Genomic DNA, 19,150 nt, shown 5'->3' with positions numbered 1-19,150 from the left:
CAACGGAAGAGGATCACAACAAGGGAATAATGGGAACGAGCAAGGGAACAACGGAAGAGGGTCTCAACTAGGGAATAATGGGAATCAGCAAGAGAACAACGATAGAGAATCTCAAAAAGGAAATAATGGGAATCAGCAAGGGAACAATGGAAGAGGATCCCAGAAAGAAAATGGTGGAAACGAGCAAGGGAATAATGGTAGGGGGTCTCAACAAGAAAATAGAGGCCACCAGCAAGGGAATGAAAAGAAGAATCAATAGAATATGGAAGTGAGAGATTCATTTCAAAGCTAAAAGGATTTCTCTCGCTATTGTGGGCAGTAAAACTCCCATCTCAAAATTTGGCTGGAGCAAAGAAGTTAGGTGGGAGTTGGGCTGCTTGTAAATGCCCAATTGGTGAGGGCTGATTAAAGTTGCACTTTATTATTTTATAGTTCTATTAAGAAGGAGTATGTGAAAAATATAATGGAGAAAAACATTCAACAAGAGAAAGATAAAGAAAAACCTGTTTTTTATGATCCGAAAGGAAGGAGAAACATAGCCTTTATTTGGTTTCTATGTATCTCAATAGTTAGTGTAGGTGTTGTATTTTATTTTTTCTTTCAAAGTATTTTTTCAACACCAGAAATTCCAAATATGAATACCGCTGTACAACAAGATACTAAACTTGTACCAATTAATCAAAAACTTAGTGATCAGCAGTTAAAGAAGGAAGAATTTAACCTAAATACCGAAACGAAGGATAATAAAAATTTGGTGAATCCGCCGAAGGATAGTAAACATCCTAAAGAAGTGTATGGTTTTTATGTAAACTGGGATGAAAATAGTACCGCTTCTCTAAAAGAAAATATCGATTCATTAACTACGTTAGTACCAGAGTGGTATCATTTAAAAGCAGATTTAACGATTAGAAGTGAGATAAAACCTGAGATAGTAAAGTTGGCAGAAAAGAATCAAGTGAAGATTATGCCTTTGCTTACTAACTATACTGAGGAAGCTTCTGGTCCTGATAGTGGGCTAATTCATAAGTTACTGAATTCCTCAAATGATGTAAAGACAAAGTTTATTAATGATTTAGTAAGCCAAGTTAAAAAGAATCATTTTTCAGGAATCAATATTGACTTTGAGGCCGTACCTGAAAGTGATAGAGAAAACTTAACAAATTTTATGAAAGAACTTACTACGAAATTTCATGAACATGATTTGCTCGTTACACAAGATGTTCCAGCTAATGATAAGGCTTTTGATTATAGTGCGTTAGCAAAAATAATAGATCGAATGATTGTAATGATGTACGATGAGCACTATGGAACCGGGGAACCAGGACCAATTGCTTCAAATAAATGGTTCCAACATACATTGAAAGAACTGAATATTCCGTCTAATAAGTTTATAGTTGCTTTCGGTAACTATGGATATGATTGGCAAGTAAATAGTAAAGAAGCTGCGAAGTCTTTAACTTTCTCAGAAGTTATGGCAATGGCTCATGATTCAAATATGAAAATTCAATGGGATAAAATGAGTGGAAACCCTTATTTTAGGTATAAAACAGAAGGGAAAGAACATACTGCTTGGTTCTTAGACGGTGTAACTCTTTATAATCAAGTGAAAATCGCAATGGACAATAATGCAAAGGGATTTGCGTTATGGAGACTAGGAGCAGAAGACCCTACAATATGGAAAGTTTTAAAAAATCCGATTGAGGCACAAAAAAATCCTAATGTATTACATAAAATCAATAGTTTAGATGAAGTAAATTATTCTGGACAAGGTGAAATTTTACAGATTGAGAATGAAAGAAAAAATGGATTGAGAGATTTTAAAGTAGGCAAAGATGGTTACCTTACAGATGAAGTATATCAATCCTTACCATCTGCATATGAAGTGCAACGATATGGAAAACCAAATGGGAAACAAGTAGTATTAACATTTGATGATGGACCAGACCCGAAATATACGCCAGAAATTTTAGATATATTAAAAGAGAATCAAATAAAAGCTGCTTTTTTTGTACTTGGTGAAAACGCACAACTAAATACTAGTATTGTAAAAAGAATATACGATGAAGGGCATGAAATTGGCAATCATACTTTCAAGCATCCTAACATAGCTGATACGTCTTTACTACGAACGAAAGTAGAACTTAATACGACGCAACGTTTAATTCAGGAAGTAACTGGACATTCTACGGTTTTATTTAGACCGCCATATGAAGCGGATGCTAACCCGGATTCATCAAATGAAATATTGCCTATTTTACGTGCACAAAATATGAACTATACAATGGTAGCGGAAAAAGTTGATCCCGAAGACTGGGCAACACCATCAACAAATGAATTAGTAAAGCGTGCTCTTAATCCCATTTATAAGGGAGAGGGAAATATTATTCTTCTCCATGATGCGGGAGGGAATCGTACACATACAGTAGAGGCGCTCCCAATCATTATTAAAGACCTAAAAAAGCATGGATATAGTTTTGTAACAATTTCAGATTTAATGAATAAAGAACGAGATGAAATTATGCCTCCTGTTTCTTCTGAGGGGAAGCAATATTTACTTTACAATAAAGCTGTCTTTTCAGGAGCTGGATATTTTAAGCATATATTAACAACTATTTTTTATATTGCTATTGGATTAGGGATTTTTCGATTTTTATTCTTAATTTATTTTGCATGGAAGCAGAAAAGAAAAACGTTATCTCGCTATATTAATTCGTCCTATCAACCTTTTGTTAGTGTTGTCATAGCAGCATATAATGAAGAAAAGGTGATAGCCAAGACAATTCACTCAATTTTGGATAGTAATTATAGAGAATTTGAAGTTATTGTTGTGGATGACGGATCGACAGATGGTACGTCAAAAGTAATGAAAGAAACATTTTATAAACACCCTAAAGTTCGTTTCATTCAGAAAGAAAACGGCGGGAAATCATCGGCAATGAACCTAGGGTTTCAACAATCGCGAGGAGAAATCATTGTCACTTTAGATGCGGATACTATTATTGCGCAAGACGCCATTTCTCTAATGGTTAGACACTTTGAAGATCAGAATGTAGCTGCAGTTTCAGGTAATGTCAAAGTGGGGAATAGACGGAATTTGTTAACTACTTGGCAACATGTTGAGTACATTACAGGGTTTAATTTAGAACGTAGAGCTTTTGATGAGTTAAATTGTATTACAGTAGTTCCAGGAGCTATTGGGGCGTGGCGCAAAAAGAATGTAGTTGAATCTGGATATTTAAGCGAAGATACGTTAGCAGAAGATACGGATCTTACTATTACATTTTTACGTCAAGGGCATAGAATTGTATATGAAGAAAAAGCGCATGCTTTTACGGAATCACCTGAAGATGTGAAAAGTCTCATTAAACAGCGGTATCGTTGGTCATATGGTACACTTCAATGTCTTTGGAAACATCGAAAAGCGTTATGTAATCCAAAGCATAAAACATTAGGATTTATTGCACTGCCTAATATGTGGTTATTCCAATATGTGCTGCAATTCATTGCTCCTTTTGCAGATATATTAATGATTATAGGACTATTTAGTAGTAATCCGCTAAAAGTTTTAGGATTTTATCTTGTTTTCTTTTTAATGGATCTTCTCGCTTCTCTGTTCGCATTTAAATTAGAGGAAGAGAACCCAAAACCATTGGCATGGTTAATTTTACAACGTTTTATTTATCGCCAATTTATGACTTATGTTGTCATTAAATCTATATTCTCATCGCTTCGAGGAGTAGCGGTAGGGTGGAATAAACTAAAGAGACTGGGGAGTGTTAAACATTCCACGGAACATAAGGAGGCATCATAAAAGGGCAGACTATCTGCTCTTTTTTTCATTGGTTTTAGTTAGTTGAATGTAGAGTTGTGGTATAAAAACTGCTGCTTCTATAATGAGATTCCTATTCATCATTAATGGTGAGACATTATGTTAAGCTAATCCTTTAGTTTCGGATTAAAGTTTTTTTATATTTTTTTTAAATGACGGACACAAAAACGCATATACCTCCGAATTATATATATGGATAACATAAATATGTATATAAAAGGGGAGAAATAAGATGAAAGAAAAAAAAGAAATGTTTCAAGAAATCGCTGAGGTGTTAAAGGTATTGGCGCATCCAGTTCGTCTATCTTTAGTAAAAATAATGCTTGCAAAAGGTCCTACTAATGTAACAACAATGTATGGGGATTTACAAATGCCTCAAAGTACAATTAGTCAACATTTATCTAAACTAAAAGCTGCTAAAATGGTTACAGGTACTCGGAAAGGATTAGAAATTTATTATGAGGTAACTGACAATCGCACAAAATCAATATTAGCATGTTTAGTTTAAATGATGATTTCTATTTCAAAATAAAAAGCGCTATTCTTTTCTATGATTTTACAGAGAGAATAGCGTTTTTTATTTTTAAGGAGTATCTTTTTATATGCCTATAGAACGGAGTGAAAGGTTTATGGGTTTAAATGTACCTACTATTACCTTAGGTTCTAATGCGTCTAATAATGAAAAAATTCTCGGTTTAGGGGTGCTTCTTTATAGCTTACGTACAATTGAGATTAGAAAAAGTAGAGCGAGCGTTTAATGAGACGGAAGTAGTGTTTATATGCGAAACTTTATAGAAATCTCATTTTTCTAATTGTATCTTTTTAGATTGATGGATGTGGGGTCACGTCCATCAATCTAAGAAAACAAGTTAGCTAAAAAATGATGAAAATAAACTTTATAGAAATAAAAAATATGAACGTAGAGGATTAAACAAAGTATATAGTGCTTTTTTAGTCATGTAATCTTTTAATCTGATGATCTTTTCCCCATTCAAACAGATTATCCATTATTTGCATTAAAGATTTTCCATATTCACTTAGTGTGTACTCAACCTTTGGTGGAACTTCTTGATATACGGTACGATAGATAATCCCATCAGCTTCAAGTTGCCGAAGTTGTTGTGTAAGAACCTTTTGTGTAATGTTTGGGATTTCTCGTTTAATTTCATTTGTTCGCATTTTTCCATCCGACAAAATACATAAAATATGAACTTTCCATTTTCCACCGATTACATCGAGTGTTGTTGCAATTGGGCAATTATCATTTTGATTCATATAACACCTCCACAGGTACTTTAAGGTTCCTATAGCACTTTAAAGTACGTACTTTTCAATTATATGTGACTCATTCATACTAATACGTAAAGGGTTGAATAATTTATAAAGGGGATGAAAAAAGATGAAAACACTTGTAATTGTAGCACATCCTGATATTGAAAAATCAAAAATTAATAAAAGATGGATTGAAGAACTTGAGAAATATTCGGATGAAATTACGGTGCATGAATTGTATAAAGTGGCACCGAATTGGGAGTTTAATATTGAAGAAGAGCAAAAGTTATTAGTAGAACATGACAGATATATAGTTCAATTTCCGCTTTACTGGTACAGCTCACCACCATTATTAAAAAAATGGTTCGATGATGTATTAACATATGGATTTGCGTACGGATCACAAGGAGATAAAGTGAAGGGGAAAGAATTTGGTGTAGCTATTTCTATAGGTGGATTAGAAAAAGACTATGAAAATAGTGGAATTACAATGGATGAGTTGACGAAACCATTCCAAGCTACATGCTTATACACAGGTATGGAATTTATACCTTCCTTTTATTTATATGGTGCAGAATATAAACTAAGCGATGAAGAGATTGATAAAAGTGCACCTGAGTATGTGCAATATGTGATGAACAAGAAGTATTCTAATATATAATGGGAAATATCCATTTACTTGTAAAGTAAATGGATATTTTATATTCTTCTTATATTCACTAAGTGTAATCTTTAGTAAATTAATAGTTAATCTGGTAAAATAAAAAACCTAACATATATAAAGGGGAGTTTTACTTGAGAACGATGCGACAATTATTACAAAAGAGAGCAATGCAATCACCAAATTTGGAAGCGCTTGTAGGGGGGAAGAAAAGATATTCGTTTCAGCAATATAATGAACGAGTAAATCAGTTTGCACATTATTTGTTACATAATGGTGTGCAAAGAGGAGATCGTATAGGAATACTATGCAAAAATAATCACCCATTTCCAAGCGTTATGATGGCAAGTTTAAAAATTGGAGCGGTATTTATTCCGCTAAATCATCAGCTGACTGTTTATGAATTAGAAACGATTGTAAAAGAAGCGAAATTAAAAGTGTTAGTTATTGATGAAGAATTTAATGAAGTGTTATTAAAGGTTGATGCTGTTAAAGAAATTCCTTATGTAATTCAAACAACAAAAGAAGACTTTGGTTCATTTGAATTAGAGTTGCAAAAACAGCCAACGACAGAACCGAACGTAGAAGTTCATGAAGAAGACGATGCCATTTACTTGTTTACATCAGGAACGACTGGACAGGCAAAAGCATGTGTAATTGGACATAAAAACTTACATCATTATTTTGCTGAAATTGCGGGACAAAGAGAAATCCCAGCAGGTGAACGCTTTTTATCTGTGCATCCATTGTTTCATATGAGTGGCGTGCTTTCTATTTTAAATTGTATTTATCATGGCGTTACGATGATCTTCTTAGCTGATTCGAATCCTGCTCTTATTTGGGATAAGATTGAAGAAGAGAAAATTACTACGATGCTTGCTTTCCCAGCCGTTTATAGTTACATGCTTGATGAACTAAATAAAAAAGAACGTAACATTTCAACCTTTAAAGTAGCACAAAGCGGTGGTACAAAAGTGCCAGAAACACTCATTCAAAAATATATGGAAAAAGGCATATATATGGTGCAAGGCTATGGTAGTACAGAAGGTTGGGTTGTAACCTCATGGCATCCAATGATGGGAAAAGAAAAGATGTCTTCTGTAGGAAAGACCTTGAAAAATGTAGAGGTGAAAATTGTTCATCCGGAAACAGGACATGAACTAACAACAAATGAAGTTGGAGAGATTCATGTGAAAAGTCCATACATGTTTAAAGGATATTGGAATAATGAAAAGGCGACAAAGAAGGTAGTAAAAGATAACTGGTTTAACATGGGTGATGCTGGCATGATAGATGATGATGGATTCCTGCATATTATGGGAAGATATAAAGACGTTATTATACGCGGTGGTGACAACGTATATCCAGATCAAGTAGAAGATGTTATTCATGAAATACATGGTGTTTTAGAAGTTGCAGTAGTTGGAGTTCCAGATGACTTTTGGGGAGAGGTTCCAAGAGCTTACATTGTGAAGGATGGCGAAACAACATTAACAGAAGAAAGTATTACTCAGTATTGTAAAGAGAAATTAGCAAGCTATAAAATACCAGAAGTAGTATTCATAGATGAGTTACCGAAAAACGCTTTAGGAAAAGTGTTGAAGAGGGAATTACGAGATGCAGTTCTTGTGAAATAGAAAATTATGAAACGATGGAGAACCCAGTTATGTATAAAGCATGACTGGGTTTTTATGTATCAAAAACATAATGATTTACTAGATTTTGTATTTTGTGTAAGATAATAAAGAAAATTCAATTAATATTTCGAGGGATGAAATTAAATGAAGCTATCGTTATTAGAAGTAGAGACGGATAGACTCATTATCCGTCCATTTCAAAAAGCTGATTATGAAAGTTGGTTAGATCGATTTTCTTATTGATTATAAAAATAAAGAAATGGACAAATAAGGGGAAAAGAAAATGAAGACTATAAACGTATTTCATTACGACGCATTTACGAATAAACCAAATAAGGGAAATCCAGCAGGTATTGTATTAGAAGCAGATGGATTAACGGAAGAGGAAATGCAAATTATTGCTGAAAAAGTTGGATATAACGAAACAACTTTTGTTCTTTCCTCAGAAGTAGGAGATATAAGAATGCGCTATTTTACACCTGGTTTTGAAATGGATTTATGTGGTCATGGGACAGTAGGGTCGATATTTGCCTTGCGCGAAAAAGGTTTATTAGAAGAGAAAAGTAACCTTACGATTGAAACGAAGGCTGGGATTTTACCGATACAAATAGGTGTAAATGAAAATGGAGAAACCTTTATTAAAATGAGACAGGCAGCACCTCAGTTTAAAGAATTTACAGGTTCAACAGAAGAATTAGCTCATAGTATCGGTTTAGAAATAAATGATTTAGATGTAAGTTTACCGATTGTATATGGAAGTACTGGTAATTGGACTGTAATTGTACCGATTAAAAATCTTAATGCATGTGAGAGAATGAAACCTAATAATGCTGCATTTCCATCAGTATTAAAAGAAATACCTAATGCTTCTATTCACCCAATTTGTCTAGAAACTTATGATGAACTAGCACAAATGCACGGCCGTCATTTTTCATCAGCTTACGCTGGGACGATTGAAGATCCAGTGACAGGAACAGCTTCAGGTGTAATGGGAGCGTATTATGCGGAGTATTTAGAGAAAGGTTTTGAACATGAATTGAGTTTAATCGTTGAGCAAGGACAGGAAATAAATAAAGATGGTCGTGTAACTGTTTATGTAACGAAAGGGATAGAAAACGAGAAGTTACAAATAGATATTGCTGGAACAGCGGTGTATGTGAAAGAGTTTGAAGTTTCAATATAAAGTGAAACTTTAATCAGTGGGGGTCTTACTGCCCGGTGAATAGCGGGATAAAAAGAAAGCCCGGAATACATCCGGACTTTCATTATCTGTTCAATACTTCAATGTACGAAGCATTTCCAGTTGTTCTTAAAGCGGAGCGGAAATTATTATTTTCTAACGCCTTAGCAACTTGTTGTAACTGCTGTGCATCATCATGATGAATAAGTAAGCTGTCAGCACCGCTTTCCTCTATATGAATGTGTTCGACATTTCCGATTGCATCATGTACAGCTTTTAAAAATTCAGGTTTCATATTGTCCTCCTATATGTATGTAACGTTGTAATTTAGTATTTCCTTATTTATGAAATATAAAAGTAAATGAAAGGAGAAATAAAAATGAATATAAAGCAATTTAATGAACATATAACATCACTATTTGGAGAGCATCTTCATAAATATGGCGATGATGAATATGGTTTTACTTATATAAGTAAAGATGAATTTCACAAAATCGGTTACACAACAAATTTAACGTTAGAAACTATTGAAGAAGCGTATCGAAATGGAGTCGATATGATAGTTACACATCATGCGCCGTGGAGTTTTTTATTTGGTATGGAAGAGGCATGTATTGAGAAATTGAAGCAATATGAAATGAATCATTTTTGGATTCATTTGCCGTTAGATTTTGTAAAGTTTGGCACGTGTACATCGTTATTTAACGGAATTGGGATAGATACAATACTGGAATATTCCACGTATGAGGAAGAAGAACTACCGGGAATAGGAGAATATAAAGAAGCGATTCCTTTTTCAAACTTAGTTGGAAAACTTGAAGAAAAAATGGAAGAGAAAGTGAAGAGCTGGAGAAATCACGATAAACCAGTAAAACGGATTGCAATCTTAACCGGTGCAGGAAATAATACAAATTTGATTGAACGTGCATTAGAAAAAGGATGTGACACGTACATAACAGGTGAAAAAACATTATATACAGTGCAACATGCGAAATTTAAAGGAATTAATTTAATTGTAGGTAGTCATACGTTTACAGAAGTGTTTGGTGTAGAAAGTTTGGCTCATAAATTACAAGACAGAGACCCTGCAATAGAAATTATTAGAGTATATGAAGAGCATTTAGAGTGATAAAATCACGTTATCATAAATGGAATATTGAAGAAAGTCATTGTAATAAAATAAAATTGTTGTTTGTTATATCAGGGCGATTGAAAGGATTTTACTTTTGTTTGTCAAATGATAGTAAAGTTGTCTTTTGAATTAAGGAAATATTCGGAGTTGAAGGGTGAGAGAATGGACATTTCAATAATCACTGCACAACTAGTTAAGGAAAAAGTTATTTCACATTATCCAAATAGCGTAAAAGCATTAAACGGGGGAACGACAAGTACTATATATTTGTTAGATGAACAATACGTTATAAAGTTGAATGAATCGGATGTCATACGTGAAGAAGCTTATTTTCTTCAGTTTTATAAAAAGGACGAATTATTTCCAAAGCTTTTATATAAGGAACCTTTAAATCGCTATATTGTTTACTCATTCCTTGAGGGCACAACTTCTTTCAAACTAGGCCATAAACGGAGTGTTCTTAGTAAACTTGTAAAGGAAGTAATCAATAAGTATGAAGTAGTTACAGAGGTTGATGGCTGGGGATGGAAAGAAAGCCCAGTTCAATCTTGGAATGAATTTTTAACGACAAATGTGATGGAAGCTCATGAAAATGTAAGACGTTACATAAGTGAGGAAGAGTATAGAACGGTTTTTAAGTTAGCAAATAGTCCAAGTAGGGGGACTGGAATAAATCAGCCATTTTTATTGCATGGTGATCTTGGATTTCATAATTTTATATTTCAAGAGAATAAACTGCACGGTGTAATTGATCCTTTACCAGTGTTAGGAGATCCTATATATGATTTAATTTATGCGTTCTGTTCAACCCCGGAAGATTTAACAAAAGAAACAATCGATTATGCGATGAAACAATGTGTATTTCATAAAAAAGACCGTGATTTATATGAAGAAATAGTCATAGGATTATATTTGCGTATAGATACGTGTTTACGGCACCACCCGAAAGATTTAGAAGATTATTTAGCAGCTTGGCGTTATTGGATGGGTGAGGTTGAGGTGACTTTATAGCACAAATATTTTTGGGGAGATAGTGAGATGAATGTTGCAGAAGCGAAAAAGGATTTACTGTAATTCCATTGTCAGTTACAGTTGTTTATTTACTTACTTTTATAAGTTTATTAATTGAAAATAAAAAAGTAGATTATTATCAACAAAAATCAGTTTAATAAAAATATAGGGATAGGGGGAATTATGATGAAAAATTACGTTTGTACAACGTGCGGTGTGCAGTATGCAGCGAGTGTAGAGGAACCGGTGAGTTGTCATATTTGTGATGAAGAGAGGCAATATGTGAATCCGAAAGGGCAGTCTTGGACGACTTTAGAAAATTTGCAAACAGATGATACATATAAAAATGTAATAATCGAAGAGGAAAATGGACTTTATAGTATTACGACAAAACCAGGATTTGCGATCGGTCAAACGGCATTTATAGTGAAAACAGAGTCATATCGTTTACTATGGGACTGTATTACGTATTTAGATGAAACGACAATTGCGAAAATAAAAGAGCTTGGTGGATTAGATGCGATTGCAGTGTCTCATCCTCATTATTATTCAACGCAAGTAGAATGGGCAGAGACATTTGATGTACCAATTTATATACACGAAGATGATAAAGAATGGGTGATGCGCCCAAGTAGTCGTATTATTTATTGGTCTGGTGAGTCTTTACAATTAGCGGATGGGATTACTGTACATCGTCTTGGAGGACATTTTAGTGGTGGTTCTGTATTGCATTGGGAAGAAGGTAATGATGGAAAAGGGATTTTGTTAACAGGTGATATTATTCAAGTTGTAGCGGATGAGCGGTGGGTAAGTTTTATGTATAGCTATCCAAACTTAATTCCATTACCAGCGAGAAAAGTGGAAGAAATGGTGAACCGAGTGAAGCCGTTACAGTTTAATCGTTTATACAATGCTTTTCATCGAGTAGTAAAAGAAAATGCAAATGAGGCAGTTGAACGTTCTGCTGAAAGATATATAAAAGCAATAGAAGGAAAGTTGTTTCATACGTAAAAGGAGAGTAGCTTAATGAAAACGTTAGTATGCTTTGGAGATAGTATTACAGCTGATGAAACATTTTTTGATGGAATGCCGAGATTAACACCACGTTTGCAAGAGATGTTTCCGAAGTGGAAAGTAGTGAATGCAGGTGTTCCAGGGGATAATACATTCGATGCGTTAAATAGGATTGAAGAAGATGTAATATCATATAAACCAGATTTCGTAACAGTTTTTCTTGGTACGAATGATGCGGTTTCTTTTTCTCAAGTGTCATTACAAGCATATAAAGAAAACTTAGAGAAGATTGTGAACCATATTTCATCAGATAAAGTACTACTGATTAGTCCTGCACCAGTTGATGAAGAAAGACAGCGTAATAGAACAAATAGAGTGCTTGGTCAGTATGCAGACGTGGTGGGGAAAGTGGCGAGGGAAACAGGAAGTTATTTTCTAAACGTATTCGCTGAAATGATTCAAGAACGGGATTATAAAAGATTTGTAGAAAATGGTGAAAAAGATGGATTACACTTTGGACCAGAAGGCTATGAGTATGTAGCGAGGTTAATTGGTGAAAAGTTAAAAGGAATTTTATAAGGAGCAAAGCACTTAGTGTTTTGCTTTTTCTTGTTTTTTTGCAGTCTATAAACTTATTCACCGCTGTAATTTGCACAGATATTTTGTTTTTTTATATGCGTAAAAGGTTAGCTCTGTTTTAAAGTAATATAAATTTATTTTTAAAAATTTATATTTCGTAGTTGAAAATCAATAAAGGTGTAACTATAATAGTTACAGTTAGTTTGTTATTTTGAAATATACACATTGAATTACAAGAATGAAAGGAGTTTTTATGTAAATCAAAAAGTTATAAAAATCTATTAATTTTTATAATAAGATAAAAAGCTTTTCGGTTCATACACATTATTAAATATGTTAATTCTAATAGAAAACTAGAGGTGGAAAGATGAAAAATTTTAAAGGTATGTTGATATCATCACTTGCAATTACAACTTTTGCTGGGGTAGGTACGACATTTGTAACAAATACAGTACATGCTGCCAATAACGATTCTAGTAAAATACAATTTCGTTCTAATAAGAGTATAAACACAACAACTAGCTCGAGATTGCCTGTATTATCAATCAATCCTTATGATGAACCTAGATTTTCGAGACAGGGATATCTTGAAGAGGCACCTTTAGGAATTAATGCTCCTTATGCTTGGGGAATTAAAGGAGGAGATGGTCAAGGAGCAACCTTTGTAGATTTGGAAGAAGGCTGGTTATTAAATCATGAAGATTTAGTCGGTCAAAATATTGAATTTATGTCTGGAAAAATGAGTAATGATCTTTCTCACGGTACTTCAGTTCTAGGTGTTGTTTCTGCAGCTGACAATAGGATTGGGAACATTGGGATTGCACCAAAAGCAAAGGCAAAAGTAATTTCAGTGATTCGAGATAATGGGAGAATCGATGTAAGAGATGCTATTTTAAGTGCCGTAGATTCTTTACAGGCTGGAGATGTTTTATTAATAGAAGAATCCTTTAAATATGATGGATATGGAGATGACCCTTTACCAGTAGAAGTATACCCGAGTATATTTAACGCAATTCGCAAAGGTACAGATAAAGGCATTATTATTGTAGAAGCAGCTGGTAATGGTGGGATTGATTTAGATGAATTTAAAGACCGTAATGGTAAACAGATTTTAAATCGAAATAGTCCAGACTTTAAAGATTCAGGAGCTATTATAGTTGGAGCATCTACTGCAAGAGTTCCTCATAAACGTTTAGGTTTCTCTAACTATGGTAGTAGAATTGATGTATATGGTTGGGGAGAGTATGTTGACACATTAGATACATATCAAAATCAAAATAGTAAAGGACAAAAAGTTACAGATCAGAACATAATGAATCGTTATACTTCTAATTTCCGTGGTACTTCTAGCGCTTCGCCTATAATCGCTGGGGCTGCTGTATCAATTCAAGGGATTGCTAAAGAACATTTAGGTAAGGCATATACACCAAAAGAATTGAGAGCAATTTTAAGTAATCCTAATACAGGCACAAAGTCTAATGACCCATCATCTGATAAAATAGGGGTTTTACCAGATTTAAAAGCGATTTTGTCTAACCTTGGTTTTCATAGTGATTTGACTACCAATGATTCTATGGTATTTCCAGATAACGTAGAAAAAAATGAAGGAAAAGAAAATTCAACTTTCGTATTTCCAGGTGAAGAAACAAAAAAAACAGGGGATAAAAATTCAACTGTAACATTCCCAGAAGAAGATTTAAAACAGGAGGAAAAAGAAGAGGGATTAATTGTTTTTCCTGATTAATAAAAAAATACTACCTTCCATTTGGAGGTAGTATTTTTTATTTCTTGTCATTAACAAGCAGGCATGAAATTTGTATTTGTTTATCTTTCATAATGAACTTAACCACAAAGTCGAATGTTTGACTGTTAATTAACTTTTTCGTCTCAATCAATTACATGAATCAATCTAGAAATGCTTGCTGCAATGCTTTCAGTCCATCGCTGTATATACCATGAAATAGATTTATTGCCTCTTCATCACTAACCTCAACAGGAGTGAATGTACCAGACCACTCTACTAACGATGTGTTACTTTCAGTACCTTCTTTCACCTGGATTGTAGATAGATAATTAGTGACTGGGAATGGTGCATTCATGATTGAATACGTGTAGTAGCGCTCTTTATCATTGAATACTTCTAATCGTTCTATAATTGTATCCCCATCCGGATTAGCTAGATGACGTACACGACCGCCTTCAGTTAATTTACTGCTAGGTATATAAGGTAACCAGTCTGGAAGGGAGTTGAAACCTCCGATTAATTGCCATACTTGTTCCGGTGAAGAAAAAATTTCCATAGATGTAGTAGTATGTGCCATATTCATTACGCTCCTTTTCATCCCGGTATTTACGGGTAAATAATCAGTGGGGGATGCTCCCACTGATTAAAGTTTCATTATTATTTTACGTTGATTGGTAGTGGTGCATTAGGTGCTACTAGTTTTTGTTCGCGCATTTCTTGCCAGAATGCTGCTGGAATTACTGTATTTAAGGCGTTTTGGTCTTCTACAATTCGTTCCGGTTTACTTGCACCAGGAACAACGGCAGCAACTGCTGGATTTGCTAGTGAAAATTGTAATGCAGCAGCTTTGATGCTGATGTCGTGACGATCTGCAAGAGCTTTGATTTTCTCAACCTTTGCAATAATTTCTGGCGATGCTTTTTGATATTCGAAGTGAGCGCCTCCAGCAAGAATACCTGAGCTATATGGGCCACCAACAACAATATCCATATTATGCTTTACAGCTGCAGGCATTACTCGTTGCAATGCACGTTCGTGGTCTAATAATGAATAGCGACCAGCTAGTAAGGATATATTTGGTTTCGCTTCTTCTAAATCAAGCATAAGTTCAATTGATTCTACTTTGTTTACTCCAAGCCCCCAGCCCTTAATAACTCCTTCTTCACGTAAACGTGTTAGCGCACGGAATGCTCCTGTTCGAGCTGTTTCAAATTGTGAAATCCACTCATCACCATAAAAGTCTTGTGCTAAATCATGAATGAAAACAAAGTCTAGACGATCTGTTTTTAAACGTTTCAAACTTTGCTCGATAGAACGAAGTGTTGCATCTGCGCTATAGTCATTGATCATTTTATTTTTGCGACCAAATTCGAAAAGTCCGCCTTTTTCACCTAAATCACGTGCAGATGGATCTTCTAGTTCATCTGAAATCGTTCGACCTACTTTGGTGCTTAAAAAGTAATCATCACGATTTCTTTTTGACAGTGCTTCACCAAGACGGATTTCCGCTAATCCAGATCCATAAAGTGGAGCTGTATCAAAGTAACGAACGCCATTCTCCCAAGCAGCATCCACTGTAGCGAGTGCTTCTTCCTCTGGGATATTACGGTACATATTTCCTAGTGGTGCTGTACCAAACCCGATTTTTTCTTTTAGTAATTTACTCATTATAGATATCCTCCTAAAATATATTTGAAAATTATTTATTCATTGTGAATGGATGTGAAAATGAAAACATGTCATTTCATCGTCTGACAAAATGTATGATAAAAATACTCACTTTAAAGTACAGGTACTAACAGGTAATTTCTAACACTGCATGACTCACTCAACTCTTACAAATGCTATTATGAAATGTATTTTACATAATGAAAAGTACGTACTTTAAAGTGATATAGATACTAAAAAGTAATACAGGTACTTTTTGGTGCCGTACTACTCATCTGCTGTTTACGTATGCTATTATGAAACATGTTTAACACAATAAAAAGTATGTACTTTAAGGTGCTATAGATACTTAAAAGTAATATTTAAATATTTTAGCTTATTTGTCTTATAAAATTATTAAAGGAGATTTTTATATGAAAACATACAATATTCCTGTAGAGGCAACTTTAGAGGTTATCGGTGGAAAGTGGAAAGTAGTTATCCTTTGTCATTTAAAGAAAGACAAAAAGAGAACGTGCGAGTTAAAACAATTAATGTCTGGTATTACACAAATATAGTAAAGAAGTAGGGATGAAAATCGAAATGGTTTCTATCCCTACTTTTTCATTTTATATACAAATTAAGAACTAAAACTATATACTTTTAAAAAGTAAACTATATAATAAATGTAGAAACGAAAATTTATGAGCAAGGAAGTTGAAAAATATGACATTAACAATGGGCTTTATTGGATTTGGAAAGTCAGCTAACCGCTATCACTTACCTTATGTAAACACGCGTAATAATATAAAAATAAAAACGATTTTTGTACGTCAAATAAATGAAAAATTAGCGGCTCCATATAAGGGAAAAGGTGTTTACTTCACTACTAATTTGGACGAATTGTTGAATGACAAGGAAATTCAAGTGGTGACGGTCTGTACGCCAGCACATACGCATTACGAATTAGCGAAAAAAGTTATACTTGCTGGAAAATCAGTTATCGTTGAAAAACCATTTTGCGATACAGTGGAACATGCGAAAGAATTATTAGCTTTAGGACGAGAAAAAGGTGTAGTCGTTATGCCTTATCAAAACCGCCGTTTTGATGGTGATTTTTTAGCTGTGAAGCAAGTAATTGAACAAGGGTTCCTTGGTGATATTATTGAGATTGAATCACATATTGATTATTTCCGTCCTGGTTCAATCACTCATGAAGCTCCAAAAGAAGAAGGTTCATTTTACAGTTTAGGTATTCATACGATGGACCGTATGATTTCACTATTCGGCCGTCCAGATACGGTGACATACGATATTCGTAATAATGAAATGGAAGGTGCGGTTGATAACTATTTCGATGTTGGTTTACATTACGGAAATCAGTTGAAGATTAAGCTGAAAACGAACCATGTCGTAGCAAAAGATTATCCACGCTTTATCGTTCATGGAACAAACGGATCATTTATTAAATATGGTGAAGATCAGCAGGAAAATGATTTGAAAGCGGGTGTTATGCCTGAGAGTGCAGGATTTGGTGAAGATTCACCGATGTACTATGGAGTTGCTAAGTATCGTAATGCAAATGGTGACTGGATTGAAAAACAAATTAAAACGCCACTTGGTGATTACGGTCGTTTCTATGATGCCGCGTATGAAACAATTATAAATGGTGCACCAAAACTTGTGAAAGACGAAGAAGCGGTAACGAATATTGAAATCTTAGAAAATGGATTTGCTGCCCCATCACCTTCAGTTTACAAACTTGAGGCTTTACATTTGAATGAATAGAAGAGAGTTTGCAGTATAAAGGAGGTATGGAAATGGCAAGCGGATCAACACAAGTAAAATACCTCGGCATTTATCAAAAGATTAAACAGCAAATTTTAGATGGTGAATATAAAATCAACGAAAAAATTCCGAGTAGCCCCGTCCTTGCTGAAGAATTTGGTGTTTCAGCCCTTACTATTAAGAAAGCGCTGGATCTATTAGTTAGAGATGGCTACATCATCCGCCGGCGCGGAAGTGGAACAGTGGTGCAAGATTGGCGTCAACAGGAAAAGGCACGAATGATTCAAACTTTAACGGGTACGAAAGCTGTATACGGCAGTGAGGTAGAAAGTAAAATTATCGAGTTTGCGATTGTTGGGGCTGATGAAGTAGTTGCTGAGAAATTGGGAGTTTCAATCGGTGATTTCGTTTATAAAATCATTCGCCTCCGCATCATTCACAGCATTCCGACGATTATGGAGCATACATGGATGCCAATTTCGGTTATCCCAGGTGTTGAGGCTTCTGTTTTAGAGGAGTCGATATACTCACATATTCAAAATAAACTTGGTCTTGAAGTAGGGACATCTGTTGTCAGGGTTAAAGGAATTCGCCCAGATGATAGGGAAAAGCAGTTTATGAACTTAACAAATCAGGATTTCCTAATGCGAGTTGAACAAGTAGCTTATTTAACGGATGGACGAACTTTTGAATATTCTTATGCAGATCATCTACCCGAAACCTTTGAGTTTGAAACAGTCATTACTGCAAAAAATTATAAAGAGATATAAAAATCGGTTGAGGCAGGTATTGTCTCAACTGCTCCTATTATACGTTAATAGAATGAATCCAAGACTTAACATTTGATTTATAGAACTGTAAAGTTTAAAATTACAGTATAGTTTTTAGAAGTGAGTTGTTATCGTCTGTAAAATGTAGATAAATTAAATATTCTCGAATAAATAATATTGCTTGTATTTGATTCTAAACTGTAATTTTTTTTAATACATTTCAATAACCGATGTTTAAAATGTACGTTTCATAACATTAAAGGAGTGAGTTAAATATGGTAATTCTATATACAACAGCAAGCTGTGCCTCATGCCGAAAAGCGAAAGCATGGCTTGAAGAGCATCAAATTGATTATATTGAAAAAAACATCGTATCAAATTCTATGACAGTTGATGAGCTTAAATCGATTCTTCGTTTAACTGAAGAAGGGGCTACTGAAATTATTTCAACTAGATCCAAAACTTTTCAGGACTTAAATATAAATATTGATGAGCTCTCGCTAAATGAATTTTATACATTAATAATTGAGTATCCACTAATGTTGCGTCGCCCGATTATGCTGGACGAAAAAAGATTGCAAATTGGTTTTAACGAAGAAGAAATTCGTAAATTTTTACCACGTAGCGTCCGAACATTTTTAAACATTGAATTACAAAAGTTGGCTAATTAATAAATAATATTTCTTATGGAAAATTTTCTTGAAAGGAGGAAGCAGAAGATGATTGAAGTATGTGTTACAGTTAATTATAATGATAGAAATTATCAAACAAATGTTATTGTGAGTAAAGATACGATTGGGACAAAAATTAAACAGTTGGCAGAAGAACAAGTGAAGAAACAGTGGAGTGTTTAATTTTATTTTCAACTTAAAAAGCTAAATGAAGT

20 protein-coding genes and 2 pseudogenes are annotated in these 19,150 nt (G+C 34.2%); 18 read left to right on the top strand and 4 right to left on the bottom strand.

Annotated elements, in window-relative coordinates:
* The 4 genes and pseudogenes from BUA87_RS31725 to BUA87_RS31250 form a co-directional block, all read left to right on the top strand.
* Window positions 1-259, top strand: a pseudogene (locus BUA87_RS31725) (hypothetical protein); the annotation flags it as partial.
* Between the two features lie 204 nt (window positions 260-463).
* Window positions 464-3,811, top strand: a complete 3,348-nt coding sequence (locus BUA87_RS08620) for a trifunctional glycoside hydrolase family 18/polysaccharide deacetylase/glycosyltransferase family 2 protein (protein WP_072939188.1) — start codon at window positions 464-466, stop codon at window positions 3,809-3,811.
* Between the two features lie 250 nt (window positions 3,812-4,061).
* Complete coding sequence (locus BUA87_RS08615) at window positions 4,062-4,337, top strand: ArsR/SmtB family transcription factor (protein ID WP_000660066.1); 276 nt, start codon at window positions 4,062-4,064, stop codon at window positions 4,335-4,337.
* Between the two features lie 94 nt (window positions 4,338-4,431).
* A complete protein-coding gene (locus BUA87_RS31250; RefSeq protein ID WP_002101139.1) occupies window positions 4,432-4,587 on the top strand; it encodes a hypothetical protein in 156 nt (51 codons plus the stop codon).
* A 193-nt stretch (window positions 4,588-4,780) separates the two neighbouring features.
* Here BUA87_RS31250 and BUA87_RS08610 read toward each other — a convergent pair whose 3' ends face one another.
* Window positions 4,781-5,104, bottom strand: coding sequence for a winged helix-turn-helix transcriptional regulator (locus BUA87_RS08610; RefSeq protein ID WP_001072981.1), 324 nt, complete (start codon window positions 5,102-5,104; stop codon window positions 4,781-4,783).
* A gap of 124 nt (window positions 5,105-5,228) precedes the next feature.
* Here BUA87_RS08610 and BUA87_RS08605 point away from each other — a divergent pair, with 124 nt between their 5' ends.
* The 4 genes and pseudogenes from BUA87_RS08605 to BUA87_RS08595 all read left to right on the top strand — a co-directional run bounded on the left by BUA87_RS08605 (window position 5,229) and on the right by BUA87_RS08595 (window position 8,582).
* A complete protein-coding gene (locus tag BUA87_RS08605; protein WP_072939185.1) occupies window positions 5,229-5,762 on the top strand; it encodes an NAD(P)H-dependent oxidoreductase in 534 nt (177 codons plus the stop codon).
* A gap of 143 nt (window positions 5,763-5,905) precedes the next feature.
* Window positions 5,906-7,399 carry a class I adenylate-forming enzyme family protein gene (locus tag BUA87_RS08600; RefSeq protein WP_080017696.1) on the top strand — a complete coding sequence of 498 codons (1,494 nt, stop codon included), beginning with the start codon at window positions 5,906-5,908 and terminating at the stop codon, window positions 7,397-7,399.
* Between the two features lie 144 nt (window positions 7,400-7,543).
* Window positions 7,544-7,636 (top strand): annotated as a pseudogene (locus tag BUA87_RS31535) (N-acetyltransferase); the annotation flags it as partial.
* A 46-nt stretch (window positions 7,637-7,682) separates the two neighbouring features.
* Window positions 7,683-8,582: a PhzF family phenazine biosynthesis isomerase gene (locus BUA87_RS08595; RefSeq protein WP_000849316.1), complete on the top strand. Its 900-nt coding sequence runs from the start codon at window positions 7,683-7,685 to the stop codon at window positions 8,580-8,582.
* A gap of 82 nt (window positions 8,583-8,664) precedes the next feature.
* Here the strand turns inward: BUA87_RS08595 and BUA87_RS08590 are convergent, their stop codons facing one another.
* Complete coding sequence (locus BUA87_RS08590) at window positions 8,665-8,874, bottom strand: hypothetical protein (RefSeq protein ID WP_000801651.1); 210 nt, start codon at window positions 8,872-8,874, stop codon at window positions 8,665-8,667.
* 84 nt (window positions 8,875-8,958) lie between these two features.
* On the opposite strand from BUA87_RS08590, the gene BUA87_RS08585 reads away from it, so the two are divergent.
* The 5 genes from BUA87_RS08585 to BUA87_RS08565 all read left to right on the top strand — a co-directional run bounded on the left by BUA87_RS08585 (window position 8,959) and on the right by BUA87_RS08565 (window position 14,059).
* Window positions 8,959-9,708, top strand: a complete 750-nt coding sequence (locus BUA87_RS08585; protein ID WP_001022452.1) for a Nif3-like dinuclear metal center hexameric protein — start codon at window positions 8,959-8,961, stop codon at window positions 9,706-9,708.
* Window positions 9,709-9,873: 165 nt separating this feature from the next.
* Window positions 9,874-10,722: a phosphotransferase gene (locus BUA87_RS08580; protein ID WP_000355254.1), complete on the top strand. Its 849-nt coding sequence runs from the start codon at window positions 9,874-9,876 to the stop codon at window positions 10,720-10,722.
* A 183-nt stretch (window positions 10,723-10,905) separates the two neighbouring features.
* Complete coding sequence (locus tag BUA87_RS08575) at window positions 10,906-11,733, top strand: MBL fold metallo-hydrolase (RefSeq protein ID WP_072939181.1); 828 nt, start codon at window positions 10,906-10,908, stop codon at window positions 11,731-11,733.
* 15 nt (window positions 11,734-11,748) lie between these two features.
* Window positions 11,749-12,315 carry an SGNH/GDSL hydrolase family protein gene (locus BUA87_RS08570; protein WP_000855203.1) on the top strand — a complete coding sequence of 189 codons (567 nt, stop codon included), beginning with the start codon at window positions 11,749-11,751 and terminating at the stop codon, window positions 12,313-12,315.
* 367 nt (window positions 12,316-12,682) lie between these two features.
* Window positions 12,683-14,059 (top strand): S8 family peptidase, encoded by a 1,377-nt coding sequence (locus BUA87_RS08565; RefSeq protein ID WP_072939178.1) that lies wholly within the window; start codon window positions 12,683-12,685, stop codon window positions 14,057-14,059.
* A gap of 160 nt (window positions 14,060-14,219) precedes the next feature.
* On the opposite strand, the gene BUA87_RS08560 is transcribed toward BUA87_RS08565, so the two are convergent.
* Both BUA87_RS08560 and BUA87_RS08555 read right to left on the bottom strand, forming a co-directional pair.
* Window positions 14,220-14,636 (bottom strand): SRPBCC family protein, encoded by a 417-nt coding sequence (locus tag BUA87_RS08560; RefSeq protein WP_000951538.1) that lies wholly within the window; start codon window positions 14,634-14,636, stop codon window positions 14,220-14,222.
* 80 nt (window positions 14,637-14,716) lie between these two features.
* The gene (locus tag BUA87_RS08555) at window positions 14,717-15,727 is read right to left on the bottom strand and encodes an aldo/keto reductase (protein ID WP_025117971.1); all 1,011 of its coding nucleotides are present in this window, start codon (window positions 15,725-15,727) and stop codon (window positions 14,717-14,719) included.
* A 466-nt stretch (window positions 15,728-16,193) separates the two neighbouring features.
* Here BUA87_RS08555 and BUA87_RS31720 point away from each other — a divergent pair, with 466 nt between their 5' ends.
* The 5 genes from BUA87_RS31720 (at window position 16,194) to BUA87_RS08530 (ending at window position 19,118) form a co-directional block, all read left to right on the top strand.
* Window positions 16,194-16,295: a hypothetical protein gene (locus BUA87_RS31720; protein WP_229193679.1), complete on the top strand. Its 102-nt coding sequence runs from the start codon at window positions 16,194-16,196 to the stop codon at window positions 16,293-16,295.
* Window positions 16,296-16,432: 137 nt separating this feature from the next.
* Window positions 16,433-17,494, top strand: coding sequence for an oxidoreductase (locus BUA87_RS08545; RefSeq protein ID WP_072939174.1), 1,062 nt, complete (start codon window positions 16,433-16,435; stop codon window positions 17,492-17,494).
* A 32-nt stretch (window positions 17,495-17,526) separates the two neighbouring features.
* Window positions 17,527-18,264, top strand: coding sequence for a GntR family transcriptional regulator (locus tag BUA87_RS08540; protein WP_000146278.1), 738 nt, complete (start codon window positions 17,527-17,529; stop codon window positions 18,262-18,264).
* 275 nt (window positions 18,265-18,539) lie between these two features.
* Window positions 18,540-18,935 carry a transcriptional regulator SpxA gene (gene spxA / locus BUA87_RS08535; protein WP_072939169.1) on the top strand — a complete coding sequence of 132 codons (396 nt, stop codon included), beginning with the start codon at window positions 18,540-18,542 and terminating at the stop codon, window positions 18,933-18,935.
* A 48-nt stretch (window positions 18,936-18,983) separates the two neighbouring features.
* On the top strand, window positions 18,984-19,118 hold the full coding sequence (locus tag BUA87_RS08530) for a BA3454 family stress response protein (RefSeq protein ID WP_016512517.1): 135 nt from the start codon (window positions 18,984-18,986) through the stop codon (window positions 19,116-19,118).
* Window positions 19,119-19,150 lie beyond the last annotated feature (32 nt).

Origin of the sequence: Bacillus sp. bc15 (assembly GCF_900142585.1) — a bacterium.
GTDB lineage: Bacteria > Bacillota > Bacilli > Bacillales > Bacillaceae_G > Bacillus_A > Bacillus_A cereus.
The sequence above is the reverse complement of the archived record's forward strand: the minus strand, read 5'-3'. Positions and strand labels throughout refer to the sequence as shown.

What these genes read in the sequence shown, in the direction of transcription:
- BUA87_RS08605 (WP_072939185.1), top strand. Translation starts at nt 5,229, where the DNA reads ATGAAAACACTTGTAATTGTAGCACATCCTGATATTGAAAAATCAAAA.
- BUA87_RS08580 (WP_000355254.1), top strand. Translation starts at nt 9,874, where the DNA reads ATGGACATTTCAATAATCACTGCACAACTAGTTAAGGAAAAAGTTATT.
- BUA87_RS08555 (WP_025117971.1), bottom strand. Translation starts at nt 15,727, where the DNA reads ATGAGTAAATTACTAAAAGAAAAAATCGGGTTTGGTACAGCACCACTA.
- BUA87_RS08530 (WP_016512517.1), top strand. Translation starts at nt 18,984, where the DNA reads ATGATTGAAGTATGTGTTACAGTTAATTATAATGATAGAAATTATCAA.
- BUA87_RS08595 (WP_000849316.1), top strand. Translation starts at nt 7,683, where the DNA reads ATGAAGACTATAAACGTATTTCATTACGACGCATTTACGAATAAACCA.
- BUA87_RS08570 (WP_000855203.1), top strand. Translation starts at nt 11,749, where the DNA reads ATGAAAACGTTAGTATGCTTTGGAGATAGTATTACAGCTGATGAAACA.
- BUA87_RS08545 (WP_072939174.1), top strand. Translation starts at nt 16,433, where the DNA reads ATGACATTAACAATGGGCTTTATTGGATTTGGAAAGTCAGCTAACCGC.
- BUA87_RS08590 (WP_000801651.1), bottom strand. Translation starts at nt 8,874, where the DNA reads ATGAAACCTGAATTTTTAAAAGCTGTACATGATGCAATCGGAAATGTC.
- BUA87_RS08620 (WP_072939188.1), top strand. Translation starts at nt 464, where the DNA reads ATGGAGAAAAACATTCAACAAGAGAAAGATAAAGAAAAACCTGTTTTT.
- BUA87_RS31250 (WP_002101139.1), top strand. Translation starts at nt 4,432, where the DNA reads ATGCCTATAGAACGGAGTGAAAGGTTTATGGGTTTAAATGTACCTACT.
- BUA87_RS08585 (WP_001022452.1), top strand. Translation starts at nt 8,959, where the DNA reads ATGAATATAAAGCAATTTAATGAACATATAACATCACTATTTGGAGAG.
- BUA87_RS08565 (WP_072939178.1), top strand. Translation starts at nt 12,683, where the DNA reads ATGAAAAATTTTAAAGGTATGTTGATATCATCACTTGCAATTACAACT.
- BUA87_RS08615 (WP_000660066.1), top strand. Translation starts at nt 4,062, where the DNA reads ATGAAAGAAAAAAAAGAAATGTTTCAAGAAATCGCTGAGGTGTTAAAG.
- BUA87_RS08600 (WP_080017696.1), top strand. Translation starts at nt 5,906, where the DNA reads ATGCGACAATTATTACAAAAGAGAGCAATGCAATCACCAAATTTGGAA.
- BUA87_RS08540 (WP_000146278.1), top strand. Translation starts at nt 17,527, where the DNA reads ATGGCAAGCGGATCAACACAAGTAAAATACCTCGGCATTTATCAAAAG.
- BUA87_RS08610 (WP_001072981.1), bottom strand. Translation starts at nt 5,104, where the DNA reads ATGAATCAAAATGATAATTGCCCAATTGCAACAACACTCGATGTAATC.
- spxA (WP_072939169.1), top strand. Translation starts at nt 18,540, where the DNA reads ATGGTAATTCTATATACAACAGCAAGCTGTGCCTCATGCCGAAAAGCG.
- BUA87_RS08560 (WP_000951538.1), bottom strand. Translation starts at nt 14,636, where the DNA reads ATGGCACATACTACTACATCTATGGAAATTTTTTCTTCACCGGAACAA.
- BUA87_RS08575 (WP_072939181.1), top strand. Translation starts at nt 10,906, where the DNA reads ATGATGAAAAATTACGTTTGTACAACGTGCGGTGTGCAGTATGCAGCG.